The sequence below is a fragment of the Shewanella sp. A32 genome (assembly GCF_029167175.1).
Taxonomy (GTDB): Bacteria; Pseudomonadota; Gammaproteobacteria; order Enterobacterales; family Shewanellaceae; genus Shewanella; species Shewanella yunxiaonensis.
Genome location: NZ_JARFTS010000010.1, coordinates 32,327 through 47,383 on the forward strand (window position 1 = coordinate 32,327; position 15,057 = coordinate 47,383).

A 15,057-nucleotide genomic window follows, 5' to 3' on the forward strand; every position below is an offset into this window, starting at 1 on the left:
GGTCGCGAAGTATAGCATGAAAAAAATCAACATAGTGTTCGGATCAGTTTATGGAAGTGCACAATATGTTGCGGAAACATTGGACACTGCGCTTAACGATGCGGGTTGCCAAGTGCAATTATGGCAGCCTGAGCATTTGTCGGATTTTGTGCCGCCCGAAGATGAGCTGCTATTAGTGGTGACGTCAACAACCGGTGATGGTGATCTCCCGGACAATATCGCACCCTGGTTCATTATGATGAAGGATCGTGCACCCTATCTACCGGAGTTGCATTACGCTGTCATTGGGCTGGGTGATTCCAGTTACGACACCTTTTGTGGTGGTGGCAAACAGATAGATGCGTTGTTAAGTGAACTTGGGGCTAAACGTGTTGGTGAGCGCTTAGATATTGATGCGTGTGAAACGATGGAACCCGAAACTGAGGCACTTCAATGGCTGAAAAAGTGGCTACCACTGGCAGACTCAGTCAGTCAGCAAATTGGCTGAATAAACATTGGTTTAAGTTCGCCCAGAATCTCAGTCAGGCATTGCTGACACCTATTGCTATTCTCCCCGCCGCAGGATTGATGATTGGATTGGCGGGATCATTGTCCACAGCAATGCCGCCGTTACTCTTCGAGCTATTATCAAACGTCGGTAATTTCATCTTTGCAATGATGCCGCTGCTGTTCGCCGTGGCGATTGCGGTGGGTTTTTGTCGGGAACAAGGTGCCGCCGCTATTAGCGCTGTATTTGGTTACGGAGTATTTACTGCGGGACTTGGCGTGCTTGTTTCAGATAAACATCTCCCGGGAAACATGATCTTAGGTATTAATACGCTGGATACTGGTATTGCTGGTGGCATGGTACTGGGCGGATTAACTTGCTTGGCGGTATACCTTAGCCGCTTTGTTAAACTGCCGTCAGTTCTCTCTTTTTTTGAAGGTCGCCGCAGTGGCCCGCTATTAATGTTACCGCTGGCGTTACTCATGGCTTGGGTATTTTCGTATCTGTGGCCGCCATTAGCGCATTATATTCAGCTTTTTTCTGACTGGGCGGTGTATCAGAAACCACAATGGGCATTTGCACTCTATGGCACGGTAGAACGCCTGTTGTTGCCGCTGGGATTGCATCATATTTGGAACGCGCCGTTTTTTCTGGAATTTGGACAATATTCTGCCAATGGGGAAATCGTCCGCGGGGAGATTGCGCGTTACCTGGCTGGGGATCCGCAGGCCGGTAATCTCGCCGGGGGATATCTGATCAAAATGTGGGGATTGCCCGCTGCTGCTTTTGCCATGTGGCGCTGTGCTGACAAAACCGAACGTAACCGGGTCGCAGGGATTATGCTTTCAGCGGCGGCAACAAGCTGGTTTACTGGAGTAACCGAACCGATAGAGTTTGCTTTTTTGTTTGTCGCACCGGTGTTATATCTGCTGCACGCTTTGCTCTGTGGCTTGGCTTATCTGATATGTGTGTTATTGAACATTCACTATGGCGTCAGCTTTTCTCAGGGGGCTCTGGATTTAGTGCTGATGTGGCATAATGCCTCCAATGCGGGATGGTTTCTTATTCTCGGCCCGCTAACCGCAGTGCTTTATTACACGATCTTCAGTACCGCGATTGTGATTTTTAATCTGAAAACGCCGGGTAGAATGGAGCCTGATGAGCTGCATAAAAGCATGTTCACTCCCGGTAGTGGTGAGTCAGCTGATACCGCTTGCTTGATAATCCATGCCCTTGGTGGCGCTGCCAATATCCATACTCTTGGGGCTTGTATGACGCGGTTACGCCTTAATGTCGTTGACCCTTTGCGAGTGGATAAATCGCAATTGTTGGCGCTGGGAGCCAAGGGGGTGATTGTGATGGGGCAGGGCGTACAAGTCGTGTTTGGTACAAAAGCCGAAGCCATGCGCCGAATAATGCAACAACACCTTGATAGTGGTATTAGTTAAATTTTTTATAGTTATATCTAAATTTTATTAGGATTTATTGGGTATTTTTACGTTTGCTATGGCATATTCTGCAGTCCAGATGTTATTTGGGGAAGGAAATGCAGCGTAAAATTCTAATGACGGACTGCGCCGATGAGCGTGGCCTCATTGCCAAGATCACCAGTGTATGTTTTAAGCATCAATTAAATATCATAAAAAACAGTGAGTTTGTTGATAATCTGCAACAACGTTTTTTTATGCGCACCGAGTTAGAAGGTGAATTCCATGAGGAGCAGTTGTTAGCCGATCTTCAGGAAGTTTTACCGCAGAAAAATCAGATGCGGTTAATTGATGCCGGTCGTAAACGTGTAGTTGTGTTAGTGACTAAAGAGGCGCACTGCCTGGGTGACTTACTCATGAAGGCTTATTACGGTGCGCTCGATGTCGAGATAGCCGCGGTGATTGGCAATTATGAAACGCTGGCATCGTTAGCAGGTAAGTTTGATGTACCTTTTCATTTTGTATCTCACGAGGGCTTAACCCGTGAAGAACACGAACAGGCGTTATTGCATCAGATCTCGCCATATCAGCCCGATTACGTAGTATTGGCGAAATTTATGCGCGTCCTGACCCCGGGATTTGTCAAACAATACCCGAATCGGATCATTAATATCCATCATTCATTCCTGCCTGCATTCATTGGGGCTAACCCCTATCGTCAGGCATGGGAACGCGGAGTAAAAATCATCGGTGCCACGGCACATTTTGTGAATGACAGTCTTGATGAGGGGCCGATTATTAAACAGGACGTGATTCCGGTTGATCACAACTATAGTGCAGAAGATATGGCAAAGGCCGGACGCGATGTGGAAAAGAGTGTGCTGAGCCGTGCGTTAGCGTTGGTGGTGAATAATCAGGTTGTCGTTAATGGCAACAAAACGCTAGTGTTTAAATAATGCTGAGTTGTTGGTTCGCCAGATAATACAAACCCGCCTGATGGCGGGTTTGTTAATTAAGGGCTGAGGCTTAGTCCACAATGCGTAAAAGTTCGTTGATGCCCACTTTGCCGCGGGTTTTAGCATCGACCTTTTTCACAATAATGGCCGCATACAAACTGTACTTGCCACATTTTGAAGGCAGACTCCCAGAAACAACCACAGAGCCGGCAGGCACTCGACCATAATGGATTTCACCGGTTTCACGGTCATAAATCTTGGTGCTTTGGCCAATAAAGACGCCCATGGAAATGACCGAGCCTTCTTCAACCACGACGCCTTCCACAATTTCAGAGCGGGCGCCGATAAAGCAGTTGTCTTCAATGATGGTTGGGCCAGCTTGCAGTGGTTCTAATACCCCACCGATGCCGACGCCACCGGAAAGATGCACATTTTTACCAATCTGTGCACAAGAACCAACTGTCGCCCAAGTATCAACCATAGTGCCTTCGTCAACATAGGCTCCAAGGTTAACGTAGGATGGCATCAACACGGTATTTTTTGCAATGAATGAGCCTTTACGGGCGGCGGCTGGTGGCACTACGCGAATGCCTTCAGCGCGGAAACGGGCATCATCGTAGCCAGCAAACTTCATTGGCACCTTATCAAAATATTTGGTTTCATTTCCGTCGATTACGCCATTGTCAAAAATGCGGAATGACAGTAATACAGCCTTTTTAAGCCATTGATGCACATGCCATTCACCATCGATTTTCTCGGCAACTCGGACTTCACCGCGATCCAGCATATCGATCACTTTTTCGACATCGGCACGCAGACTCGCGTCTACGGTTGCCGGGCTGATCTGTGCGCGGGCTTCAAAAGCCACCTCAATACGTTGGCGTAACGCCTCCATAATTTACTCCGTCTTTTACTGTGTCTGTTGATTGGAAAGGGTACTGATTAATACATCCCTGAGCTGCATCTGGCGGGTATTATCCAGCGCCTCACCATCCGTAGTTTGCAGAATAAAAAAATCTTCAGCGCGTTCACCGATAGTGGTGATTTTGGCTGACTGCAACGTAATGCCGCAGCGGTAAAATATATCGCCAATTTTCGCGAGGAGTCCCGGCGCGTCCAGTGCAATCAACTCCATCATGCTGGTGCTGTGGCGCTGACTCGGTAGAAATGTCACTTGGGTTGGCACGCTAAATGGCTTCATGATCCGCGCCATTTTGCGGAATTTCGGCATCTTAGTTGTATCACCGGATAAGGCTTTTTCTAACGCCTTACGGATACTCTGGATCCGCGATAGCGCTTGTACCGGCGTACCGTCTTGTTCCAGGATCACAAAGCTATCAACGGCGAAATTGTCTTTGGTGGTCATGATGCCTGCATCATGTACGTTGATATTTTTATTGTCGAGCACCGCCATCACCGTGGCAAACAATCTGGGGCGGTCTTTACAATAGATAAACAGTTCGGTACCGCCACGGGTCATGTGTTTTGAGACCAGCACCAGCGGTTCATCTTGTCGATGTTTCAGAATCGCTTCAGCATGCCAGGCAATCTGGTTCGGCTGATAACGCAGGAAATAATCAGCCTTAAAGCGTTGCCAAAGGGTTTCTAATGCTTTCTCTTTTATGCCCCGGCGCAGCAGTTCCTTCCTGGCTTTGGCCTGATGTTCACGAACCCGAGCGCGGATGTCCACGGGTTTTTCTTTGCCGCGTGCCAAGACTCGTTGTGAGGAGAAATAGAGGTCTCGCAGCAGCGAACCTTTCCAGCTATTCCAGGTGTGTTCGTTGGTGGCGCAGATATCCGCCACAGTCAGACAGTAGAGATAACTTAGATGAGAGGCATCACGCACTTTATCTGCAAACTCCGCAACCACTTCTGGGTCGGAAATATCGCGGCGCTGCGCCGTAATGGACATTACCAGATGATTTTCCACCAACCAGCTAACCATTCTGCCATCATGACTGTTAAGCCCGTGTAGCTTGCAAAACTCCAGCGCGTCTACCGCGCCCAATTTACTATGATCGCCACCCCGTCCTTTCGCAATATCGTGGAAAATCGCGGCGAGTACTAACAAGCCTTTTTTGGGCAATTGGTTGATGAGAATTGAGCCTAACGGAAATTCGTCACGTTGCTCCTGCTGTGAAAAATGTTCGATATTCAGCAACAAGCGATGGGTGTGTTCGTCAACGGTGTAGGCATGAAACAGGTCAAACTGCATCTGTCCTTCAATATTGCGCCAGGCGGGTAGATAGGCCGATAAGATACCGTGCTTATGCATTAACGATAATGCTTTGATGCCACGAGGATGCTTGAGGATTTCCATAAAAGCTTCGCGGCATTCTTCATGTTCCATCAAGGGTTGCACTAAATCACGCCTTGCGTTACGCAGTGCCCGTAATGTCGGGGCATAGATCCCGAGAATATTGGAATTGCGGGCAACATACAGAAACAGCTTAACAATCTCTTCTGGATGTTGGAATGGCACATTGTCGAGCGCTTCAATGAATGGGCCGCAGCGCTGATAATGTTCATCAATCGGCTGAATTTCCAGTGCCCGACCATCCCCCAAAGTGGCGCGTTTGAAAAGTTGTAGCAGCATTTCGTTTAGCTCCATTACCCGACGTACTGTCCGGTAATAGCGCTTCATCATCTGCTCCACTGCCAGTTGTGTGGCATCTTCATACCCCATCAGTCCGGCAACTTGTCTTTGCACGTCAAACAACAAGCGGTTTTCATCACGTCCCATGGCGATATGCAGCGCAAATCTGAGTTCCCACAGGAAGTTTTGACACTCAAGCAGCTCTTCCAGCTCATTGGGCTCTAAAAACTGGTGGTCGACCAGTTCTCGTAAATTCGCCGCATTAAAATGCCGAATGGCGACCCAGGCGATAGTTTGAATATCCCTGAGGCCTCCTGGGCAGGTTTTGATATTGGGCTCAAGGTCAAAGGCGTTAGCCTTGGCATGACGCAAACGCTGCTCGTCTCTTTTGGCGCGAAAAAATTCGCTGGAAGGCCAGAAATCTTGCTCCCGAATTTTGTCATACAAGAGATCGAAGCTGGCTTCTGGTCCTGCTAGTAGACGTGCTTCCAGCAGATTGGTGGCAATCGTGATATCGCCACGACCTTGTTCAAGTGTCTGCTGCAGTGAGCGGACACTGTGGCCGATTTCCAGGCCGGTGTCCCATAGAAATGCAATAAACTCGCTGAGACGGGCCTCGGCTTCAGCACCTGCGTGGTCAGGCATTAGAAAAAGCAGGTCGACGTCAGAATGGGGAAGCAGTTCCGCTCGTCCATAGCCACCTACGGCAATGAGCGCGATGCCAGAGTCATTGAGCCCCACCTGATGCCATTGTTCAATTAATAGTTGGTCAACAAAGCGACTGCGTTCAGCCACCAGTTCAGTAATTTTATCGCGGTTGGCAAACCTATGTTGCAGATGCTGTAAATGCTCGCCAATAGCGGCTTTGACGGCTTGCGCAGTGGCCATTGTTGTCCTTAATTAATACGATCACACATGATTAATAATACGCGGGAAATCTTCATTACTGCGCAGTGTCAGTACTTCCACACCAGTTTCAGTGATCAGTAAGGTGTGTTCCCATTGGGCTGATTTTTTACCATCCACGGTAGTAACAGTCCAGCCGTCTTCTTCGTTTAGGACGGTTTGGTAACGACCAGCATTGATCATCGGTTCGATGGTAAAGCACATGCCAGGCTTAAGAATAGTGCGATCGTTATTGCGATAATGAACAACTTGAGGCTCTTCATGGAAGCCTTTACCAATTCCATGGCCGCAATAATCGCGTACGATGGAGAATTTATCGACACCGCTCTTAGTGGATTTGATCAACTTTTCAATAATGGTACCGATCTCTCCCAACTGCATCCCCGGGCGAACCTTACGGATTGCGGCGTAGAGACATTCTTGGGCAATTCGGCATAAGCGGCGATCCTTGGGATTGACTTCTCCTACCAAAAACATCTGCGAGGTATCACCATGATAGCCATCTTTAATCACAGTAATATCAAGGTTGATGATGTCGCCGTCTTTCAATGGTTCATCATCGGGGATCCCATGACAAATCACTTCATTAATAGAAGTACAAATCGATTTGGGAAAGCCGTGATAGTCCAACGGTGCAGAAATGGCACCATTATCTTCGGTGAATTTTGCGCATAACCGATCAAGTTCATTGGTAGTGACGCCGGGTTTTACATGAGGTGCAATCATTTCCAGCACTTCGGCGGCTAGCTTGCCAGCGGCACGCATTTTTTCAATTTCTTCAGCAGTTTTGATCGTGATACTCATTGTGATATCTCGGCGCTATTACCCGTAACTCAGGTAATAGCATAAATCAGGTTAAAACTTAGGGAGTTGAACGATGATACGCTCGTTTGACCCACCAAAAAAGACCGCCTTTGTAGGGTCTTTCGCATTTGTGTTTTTCGGGCATTTATGGTATAAAGCGCGCCGTTATGTTTTGTCTCTTGAGCCAGGTTTTTATCGCATTACGATGTCATAAGACTGCAGTGTTCAAGATCCGAGCTGACGGCCATTATACATGGCATTTATGTTAAATACTAAATCACACACGAATCGACACATTTTCCGGGGTGCCCTCAGGGTCGGAAATATGGGATTCGTGGAGGTATAACCCCCTATTTTAAGGTAGATAAAATGACTACAGTTTCTATGCGCGATATGCTCCAGGCCGGTGTACATTTCGGTCACCAGACTCGTTACTGGAACCCAAAAATGAAGCCATTCATTTTTGGTGCACGTAATGGTGTACACATCATCAACCTTGAGCACACTGTGCCAATGTTTAACGAAGCGCTGGCTTTCGTAAGCAACGTTGCTTCTAAAAAAGGTAAAATCCTGTTCGTGGGCACTAAGCGTGCTGCTAGCGATTCCATCAAAGAAGCTGCAATTTCTTGTGATCAGTTTTATGTCGACAAGCGTTGGTTGGGCGGTATGCTGACTAACTGGAAAACTGTTCGTCAGTCAATCAAGCGTCTGAAAGATCTGGAAACTCAGTCTGTAGACGGTACTTTTGACAAGCTGACCAAGAAAGAAGCGCTGATGCGCAGCCGTGAACTGGAAAAGCTTGAAAAATCTCTGGGCGGTATTAAGAACATGGGCGGCCTGCCAGACGCAATTTTCGTCATCGGTGCTGATCATGAACACATCGCTATCAAAGAAGCTAACAATCTGGGTATCCCAGTTGTAGCTGTAGTAGATACCAACTCTACTCCTGATGGCGTGAACTATGTTATCCCAGGTAACGATGACGCGATGCGTGCTATTCGCCTGTACGCTGATTCTGTTGCTGCTGCGGTAAAGAGTGGCCGTGGTCAGGATCTGGCTGTTCAAGCTGAAGAAGAAGGTTTCATCGAAGCTGAGTAATTAATAAGGTGCGATGACAACATCTCCCTTATTAACCGAGGTATCTGATGGTTAACAGGGGCCACATGGCCCCTGTTTTATAAGATAACCTGGTAACTTTTGTCGAATTATCAATTGAGGATTTAACAATGGCTGTTACTGCTGCCCAAGTTAAAGAACTGCGTGAGCGCACTGGCGCCGGCATGATGGATTGCAAAAAAGCGCTGACCGAAACTGACGGTGATATCGAGCTGGCAATCGAAAATATGCGTAAAAACGGTGCGGTTAAAGCAGCTAAAAAAGCTGGCCGTATCGCTGCTGAAGGCGTGATCCTGACCAAGAGCGAAGGTAACGTCGCTGTTCTGCTCGAAGTTAACTGCGAAACTGACTTCGTTGCTCGTGATACCAGCTTCCTGGCTTTCGGTAATAAAGTAATTGCGTTGGCGCTGGCTAACAACATCACTGATATTGAAACTCTGATGGCTGCTGATTTAGACGGTGAAACCGTTGAAAACACTCGCGCTGCTCTGGTTGCTAAAATCGGCGAAAACATCAACGTACGTCGCATTTTCCGCTTCGAAGGTGAGAACCTCGGCGTGTACATCCACAGCGGTCGTATCGGTGTTGTAACTGAGCTGACTGGTTCTGACAATGAGCTGGCCAAAGATCTGGCTATGCATGTTGCGGCTTCTAACCCTCAGTACGTTAAACCACAAGACGTACCTGCTGAGGTTGTTGAGAAAGAAAAAGAAATCCAGATCGAGATCGCGATGCAGAGCGGCAAGCCAAAAGAGATTGCCGAGAAGATGGTTGCAGGCCGTATGGCCAAGTTTACCGGTGAAGTTAGCTTGACTGGTCAACCATTTGTGAAAGACCCATCTGTTCATGTCGCTGATCTGCTGAAGCAGAAAGGCGCAGATGTTATCAACTTCACCCGCATCGAAGTTGGTGAAGGCATTGAAAAGAAAGAAGAAGATTTCGCTGCTGAAGTGGCTGCCCAGATTGCAGCTTCTAAAAAGGCTTAATCAGCCGTCACAGTGACCTTGAAGACCGCAGCAATCGCTGCGGTCTTATTATGACCAGGATATATGAACATGAGCACCAATCCCAAACCTGCATTTCGACGAATTTTACTGAAACTCAGTGGTGAAGCCCTGATGGGTGATGAAGGTTTCGGTATCGACCCTAAAGTCCTGGACCGCATGGCTCAGGAAATTAAAGAACTGGTGGAACTCGGTATTCAGGTCGGCGTGGTCATTGGCGGGGGTAACCTGTTTCGTGGCGAAGGTCTGGCAAAGGCTGGCATGAATCGGGTTGTGGGTGATCACATGGGAATGCTGGCGACCGTGATGAACGGTTTGGCTATGCGCGATGCATTACATCGTGCTTATGTGAATGCCCGTCTGATGTCTGCTATTCCATTGAATGGCGTATGCGATGGCTATAACTGGGCTGAGGCGATCAGCCTGCTCAAATCTGGCCGGGTAGTGATTCTGTCTGCCGGTACTGGTAACCCGTTTTTTACAACTGACACGGCAGCCTGTTTGCGCGGCATTGAAATTGAAGCAGAAGTCGTGCTAAAAGGCACTAAAGTCGACGGGATCTTTACTGACGATCCAATGAAGAACCCTGATGCCACCAAATACGATACACTGAGCTATACTGAAGTACTTGATAAAGAACTGAAAGTTATGGACTTGGCAGCATTTACCATGGCACGTGATTACAACATGCCAATTATGGTGTTCAATATGAACAAACCGGGTGCTTTGCGGCGGGTCGTGATGGGAGAGCCGACTGAAGGTACCTTGGTAAAGGCTTGATCTGAATTTGAATTAAAAGGAACTCTAACGTGATTGATACTATTCAAAAAGATGCACAGACCCGCATGGAAAAATGTGTGGAAGCGACCAAGGCACAGATGACTAAGGTTCGTACCGGTCGTGCGCATCCAGCGTTGCTGGATTCAATCCAGGTTTCATATTACGGTACTATGACTCCTTTAAAGCAGGTCGGTAACATCTCTATAGAAGACAGCCGGACGCTGGCTGTCAGTGTTTTCGATCGTAGCATGATCCAAGCGGTTGAAAAGGCAATCATGTCGTCTGACCTCGGCCTGAACCCTATGTCTGCAGGTGCGGTTATCCGCATTCCATTGCCAGCACTGACAGAAGAACGTCGACGCGATTTAGTGAAAGTGGTGCGTGCTGAAGCTGAAAATGGCCGTGTAGCTGTGCGTAACGTGCGCCGCGACGCCAACTCTGAAGTGAAAAAGCTAGAAAAAGACAAGGCTTGTACTGAGGATGATGTGCGTCGTAGTGAAGACGAAGTTCAGAAGATGACCGATCAGTACATCAAAAAAATTGACGAACTTTTGACTGCCAAAGAAGCGGAATTGATGGAAGTCTGATATTGGCTTGTTAAACTAGAGTTGAAGCGCCGTGTAGCGTTATACTACACGGCGTTTTTCTATATTAAAGGGTTGTAATTAGATGTCATCCAACATGGACGCCGCTTCTACTCCTGACTTAACAAAGGAATGTCAGACATCAGAGCGCTTGCCGGAGCAGTTGTCCGATTTGGTGAAGCAGGCAATTCCCAACCACGTTGCCATCATTATGGACGGCAATGGCCGTTGGGCCCAGGCTAAGGGAAAACCACGGGTTGTCGGGCATCGTGCAGGTGTTAAGGCGGTTCGCCGCGCTGTCAGTACAGCGAGGAAACTCGGGGTGCGCTCGTTAACACTATTTGCCTTTTCCAGTGAAAATTGGCGTCGCCCTGATCAGGAAGTCAGCTTGCTGATGGAGCTTTTTTTCACGGTACTTAAACGTGAAATCAAAATACTGCATGCTAATGGTGTGCGGCTGAATATCATTGGCGATACCCACCGGTTTTCGGAACGTTTACAGAAGCAAATCCGCGCTGCGGAAGCATTCACCGCTGATAATAACGAGTTAATTCTCAATGTCGCAGCCAACTATGGTGGCCGCTGGGATATTGTCCAGGCAGCCAGGACCCTGGCGGAAAAAGTCGCAACTGGTGAAATGAACAGCAGTCAGGTGACGGAAACTGCGCTTGCAGAGCATTTAAGCATGCAAAATCAGGGTGAAGTTGATTTAATGATCCGCACCGGCGGTGACTATCGCATTAGTAATTTTATATTGTGGCAAGCGGCTTATGCCGAATTAGTATTTATGGATACTTTATGGCCCGACTTTGATGAACAGACATTTTGTCAGGCTGTCGAAACTTTTAGTAGCCGGCAGCGGCGTTTCGGATTGACCGGTAACCAGATAGACAAGATACGCAATATTTAGCGTCTCTGGACGAGGAAAGTTTTTTGCTAATACAACGAATAATAACTGCAATTTGGCTAATTCCACTGGTGCTTGGTGCGATATTTTTGTTGCCATCCAACTATTTTTCTTGGGTATTGGTACCTGTATTTTTGATTGCCGCTAAGGAGTGGGGACGGATAATTGATAAAGACTGCCATGTCACCCAATGGAGTTTTACGATAACGCTGGGCATCGTGCTGATAGCGCTAAATCTGTTGGTGCCTGCGGATGCGGTATGGCTGCGAGGCCATCTGCACCCGATTATGCTGGCAGTCATCTTAGTGGGTGCATTGTGGTGGCTTTTCTCTCTGTTATTAGTTGTGCTTTTTCCTCGAAGCGCTGGCTGGTGGAAAAATAGCCCAATGTTGAAATCGATGTTTGGGCAACTCACATTATTACCAGGATTCGTTTCTTTTATTGCCTTGAAATCACTTAGCACTCCAACGGATCCGTACTGGGGTGGTATTTTGGTATTGCTGGTAATGCTGGTGGTGTGGGCGGCAGACTCCGGAGCCTATTTCGCTGGTAAGGCCATTGGCAAAATAAAATTGGCACCACATGTCAGCCCAGGCAAAACCTTGGAAGGCTTTATCGGCGGCTTACTTACCACCTTAATCGTTGTTGCTATTGTGATGTATTTTTCACCGGAGCAGGAATTAGGCCTAGTCGTCGGCGTAGTACTGTTCACGGCGTTGGCGTCGGCATTAGGCGATCTGTCGGAAAGTATGTTTAAACGTGTGGCCCAGATTAAGGATTCCGGCACTATTCTTCCTGGTCATGGCGGTGTGCTTGACCGCATTGACAGTCTTACCGCAGCATTGCCGATATTCACCCTCCTTTACATAGTTTTCTGGATGTAACTGAAATGCAGAATATGGTTATTTTAGGCGCGACCGGCTCAATCGGAACCAGCACGCTAAGTGTGATATCAGAAAATTCTGATGCTTTTCGCGTGTTCGCCCTGGTAGCCAACACTAACGTAAAACGGATGGCTGAGTTGTGTCGGCTGCATCGACCCACCGTAGCTCATATGGTTGATGCAACCGCAGCGCAGCAGCTAAAAGTGGCAATCGCTGAGTTGGATGTAGAAGTCACCAGCGGCGAGTCAGAGTTATTGGATTTAGTGTCACGTCCAGAAGTGGATAGCGTCATGGCGGCGATTGTCGGGGCCGCTGGGATGGCACCCACACTTGCGGCGGTAAAGGCTGGGAAACGTGTGCTGTTGGCCAATAAAGAAGCCTTGGTGATGTCTGGTAGATTATTCATCGAAGCTGTTGCTGAATATGGTGCCACACTGTTGCCTGTCGACAGTGAGCACAACGCCATTTTTCAATGTTTACCAAGAGAAACTCAGCAACAGTTGGGACGTTGCGATCTTAAAGCTGCAGGGATATCCAAAATATTGCTTACAGGCTCCGGCGGACCATTCCTTCGCGCAGAGCTTGCGACTTTGCCAACCGTTACGCCTGCGCAGGCCATTAAACACCCTAATTGGTCTATGGGACCGAAAATTTCAGTCGATTCAGCCACTATGATGAATAAAGGGCTGGAATATGTTGAGGCGCGTTGGTTGTTTAATGCGGGAGTGGAACAATTACAGGTGGTGATTCACCCGCAAAGCGTGATCCATTCTATGGTGCAATATCAAGATGGTAGCGTGATGGCACAATTGGGAAATCCCGATATGCGCACACCAATTGCTCATTGTATGGCCTATCCCGCGAGAATTGTCTCTGGTGTGGAACCTTTAGACTTTTTTAAAGTCGGACAATTAAGCTTTTGTGAACCTGACTTTTCAAGGTTCCCTTGCCTGAAATTGGCGATGGACGCCTGCCGAGCCGGTCAGGAAGCAACAACGGTATTAAACGCCGCCAACGAAGTGGCGGTAGCGCATTTTCTGAAAGGGGAGATCCGCTTTACCGATATTGCAAAAATTAATGAATTTTGTCTGGAGCAGGTTGTGCAATCGCCACTTGACTCGATTGCTGATATTCTTGCGCTAGACGGTGAAGCCCGCGTCTGTGCCCGTAAAGGACTGGCGCTTTGTCATTGAGGATTATTAACGGCTGATGCTAGCTTTTTTGTGGAATCTCGGCGCGTTCATTGTAGCGTTAGGGATTTTAATCACTGCCCACGAATTCGGACATTTTTACATCGCTCGCCGTTGTGGTGTGCGGGTGCTGCGTTTTTCCATTGGTTTTGGTAAGGCGATTTGGCGCCATGTCGGCAAGGATGGCACCGAATATGTTGTAGCGATGATCCCGCTCGGTGGCTACGTTAAGATGCTGGATGAGCGTGTGGAAGACGTTCCACCGGAGCTGCAGGACGAGTCCTTTAATCGAAAAAGCGTCTGGGCGCGTATGGCGATCGTGGCGGCTGGACCAATTGCCAACTTCATCTTTGCCATTATTGCGTTGTACTTAATGTACCTGATTGGCGTCCCAGCGGTTAAGCCGGTCATCGACAGCACCACGGCCAATAGCCCGGCCGCGGTGATAAGCCTGCAGCAGCCTCAGCAGATTGTAGCGGTTTCCGGTCAGCAAGTGAGAACCTGGGAAGACGTAAATTTAGCGTTGGTAAGCCATATTGGTGAGCAGCAGTTATCACTGACATTATCTCCTGTCAGTGACCTTCAGGAACCGTCAGATACCAACGGAAAAACATATGCGTTGGATATTCGTCAATGGCATTTCGATCCCGATAAGGAATCGCCGATTTCTGCACTGGGTTTACATATTTATCGACCTGAAATCATTCCGACCTTGGCAGAAGTGGTTAGCGGTGGTGCTGCCGATAAAGCTGGCCTGAAAGTGGGCGATACCTTGGTCGCGATAGATGGTGAGCTGATCAGCAGTTGGGACGCGTTTGTTCAACAGGTAAAGGCGTCGGCCGGTAAGACACTTAACTTGACCATAAAACGTAACGGTGAACAACAGATCCTGCCAGTGACACCAGATAGCCATCTGGACACTGATGGACACACCGTCGGCTATGTGGGCATTTCTCCTGTAGTCCCCCAGTGGCCAGAGAATATGCAAATAGAGTTGCATTATGGTCCGTTAGAGTCACTGTCCATGGCGGCTCAAAAGACCTGGCAGCTAACCGCTATCAGCGCCAAAATGCTGGGTAAATTATTTACTGGGGATGTGTCTCTTAAAAGTTTGAGTGGCCCGATTTCTATTGCTCAAGGGGCTGGGAATACAGCGTCATTTGGATTGGTATATTTTCTAGGGTTCCTCGCCCTGATTAGCGTCAACTTGGGGATCATTAACTTGATGCCTTTGCCGGTGCTGGATGGGGGACACTTGATGTATTGCGTAATTGAAGCAATTACGCGTAAGCCTGTTTCCGATAGGATTCAGGAAATTGGATTCAGATTTGGGGCGGCCTTGCTGCTGGTATTGATGAGCATTGCCCTTTTCAATGATTTTGCCCGACTCTGAGCAAGGACTGACAAATAATTAGA

14 protein-coding genes are annotated in these 15,057 nt (G+C 48.1%); 11 read left to right on the plus strand and 3 right to left on the minus strand.

All coding sequences use genetic code 11. The annotated features are described in order from the left end of the window. Positions 1–16: 16 nt before the first annotated feature. The 3 genes from PY479_RS09390 to purU all read left to right on the plus strand — a co-directional run bounded on the left by PY479_RS09390 (position 17) and on the right by purU (position 2,870). A complete protein-coding gene (locus tag PY479_RS09390) occupies positions 17–487 on the plus strand; it encodes a flavodoxin (protein WP_212593942.1) in 471 nt (156 codons plus the stop codon). Next, the gene (locus tag PY479_RS09395) at positions 433–1,935 is read left to right on the plus strand and encodes a PTS transporter subunit EIIC (RefSeq protein ID WP_275483598.1); all 1,503 of its coding nucleotides are present in this window, start codon (positions 433–435) and stop codon (positions 1,933–1,935) included. Before PY479_RS09390 ends, PY479_RS09395 begins: the two co-directional genes overlap by 55 nt. 98 nt (positions 1,936–2,033) lie before the next feature. Beyond that, positions 2,034–2,870 (plus strand): formyltetrahydrofolate deformylase, encoded by an 837-nt coding sequence (gene purU, locus PY479_RS09400; protein ID WP_212593940.1) that lies wholly within the window; start codon positions 2,034–2,036, stop codon positions 2,868–2,870. A 70-nt stretch (positions 2,871–2,940) separates the two neighbouring features. Here purU and dapD read toward each other — a convergent pair whose 3' ends face one another. The 3 genes from dapD to map are packed head-to-tail and all read right to left on the minus strand — an operon-like array spanning position 2,941 to position 7,176. Then, complete coding sequence (dapD, locus tag PY479_RS09405) at positions 2,941–3,765, minus strand: 2,3,4,5-tetrahydropyridine-2,6-dicarboxylate N-succinyltransferase (RefSeq protein ID WP_212593939.1); 825 nt, start codon at positions 3,763–3,765, stop codon at positions 2,941–2,943. Positions 3,766–3,780: 15 nt separating this feature from the next. Further along, positions 3,781–6,354 (minus strand): bifunctional uridylyltransferase/uridylyl-removing protein GlnD, encoded by a 2,574-nt coding sequence (gene glnD / locus PY479_RS09410; protein ID WP_275483599.1) that lies wholly within the window; start codon positions 6,352–6,354, stop codon positions 3,781–3,783. 21 nt (positions 6,355–6,375) lie between these two features. Beyond that, positions 6,376–7,176 (minus strand): type I methionyl aminopeptidase, encoded by an 801-nt coding sequence (gene map / locus PY479_RS09415; RefSeq protein ID WP_212593937.1) that lies wholly within the window; start codon positions 7,174–7,176, stop codon positions 6,376–6,378. 369 nt (positions 7,177–7,545) lie between these two features. On the opposite strand from map, the gene rpsB reads away from it, so the two are divergent. The 8 genes from rpsB to rseP all read left to right on the plus strand — a co-directional run bounded on the left by rpsB (position 7,546) and on the right by rseP (position 15,034). Further along, a complete protein-coding gene (rpsB, locus tag PY479_RS09420) occupies positions 7,546–8,274 on the plus strand; it encodes a 30S ribosomal protein S2 (RefSeq protein WP_212593936.1) in 729 nt (242 codons plus the stop codon). Between the two features lie 128 nt (positions 8,275–8,402). Then, on the plus strand, positions 8,403–9,278 hold the full coding sequence (tsf, locus tag PY479_RS09425) for a translation elongation factor Ts (RefSeq protein ID WP_212593935.1): 876 nt from the start codon (positions 8,403–8,405) through the stop codon (positions 9,276–9,278). Between the two features lie 69 nt (positions 9,279–9,347). Further along, a complete protein-coding gene (gene pyrH / locus PY479_RS09430; RefSeq protein WP_275483600.1) occupies positions 9,348–10,076 on the plus strand; it encodes a UMP kinase in 729 nt (242 codons plus the stop codon). A gap of 29 nt (positions 10,077–10,105) precedes the next feature. Further along, positions 10,106–10,663, plus strand: a complete 558-nt coding sequence (gene frr / locus PY479_RS09435) for a ribosome recycling factor (RefSeq protein ID WP_212593933.1) — start codon at positions 10,106–10,108, stop codon at positions 10,661–10,663. Between the two features lie 82 nt (positions 10,664–10,745). Continuing rightward, positions 10,746–11,570 (plus strand): polyprenyl diphosphate synthase, encoded by an 825-nt coding sequence (gene uppS / locus PY479_RS09440; RefSeq protein ID WP_212593932.1) that lies wholly within the window; start codon positions 10,746–10,748, stop codon positions 11,568–11,570. Between the two features lie 23 nt (positions 11,571–11,593). Then, complete coding sequence (locus tag PY479_RS09445; RefSeq protein WP_275483601.1) at positions 11,594–12,451, plus strand: phosphatidate cytidylyltransferase; 858 nt, start codon at positions 11,594–11,596, stop codon at positions 12,449–12,451. 5 nt (positions 12,452–12,456) lie between these two features. Next, positions 12,457–13,644 (plus strand): 1-deoxy-D-xylulose-5-phosphate reductoisomerase, encoded by a 1,188-nt coding sequence (gene ispC, locus PY479_RS09450; protein WP_212593930.1) that lies wholly within the window; start codon positions 12,457–12,459, stop codon positions 13,642–13,644. Positions 13,645–13,660: 16 nt separating this feature from the next. Beyond that, positions 13,661–15,034, plus strand: coding sequence for a sigma E protease regulator RseP (gene rseP, locus PY479_RS09455; protein ID WP_275483602.1), 1,374 nt, complete (start codon positions 13,661–13,663; stop codon positions 15,032–15,034). Positions 15,035–15,057: the final 23 nt, after the last annotated feature.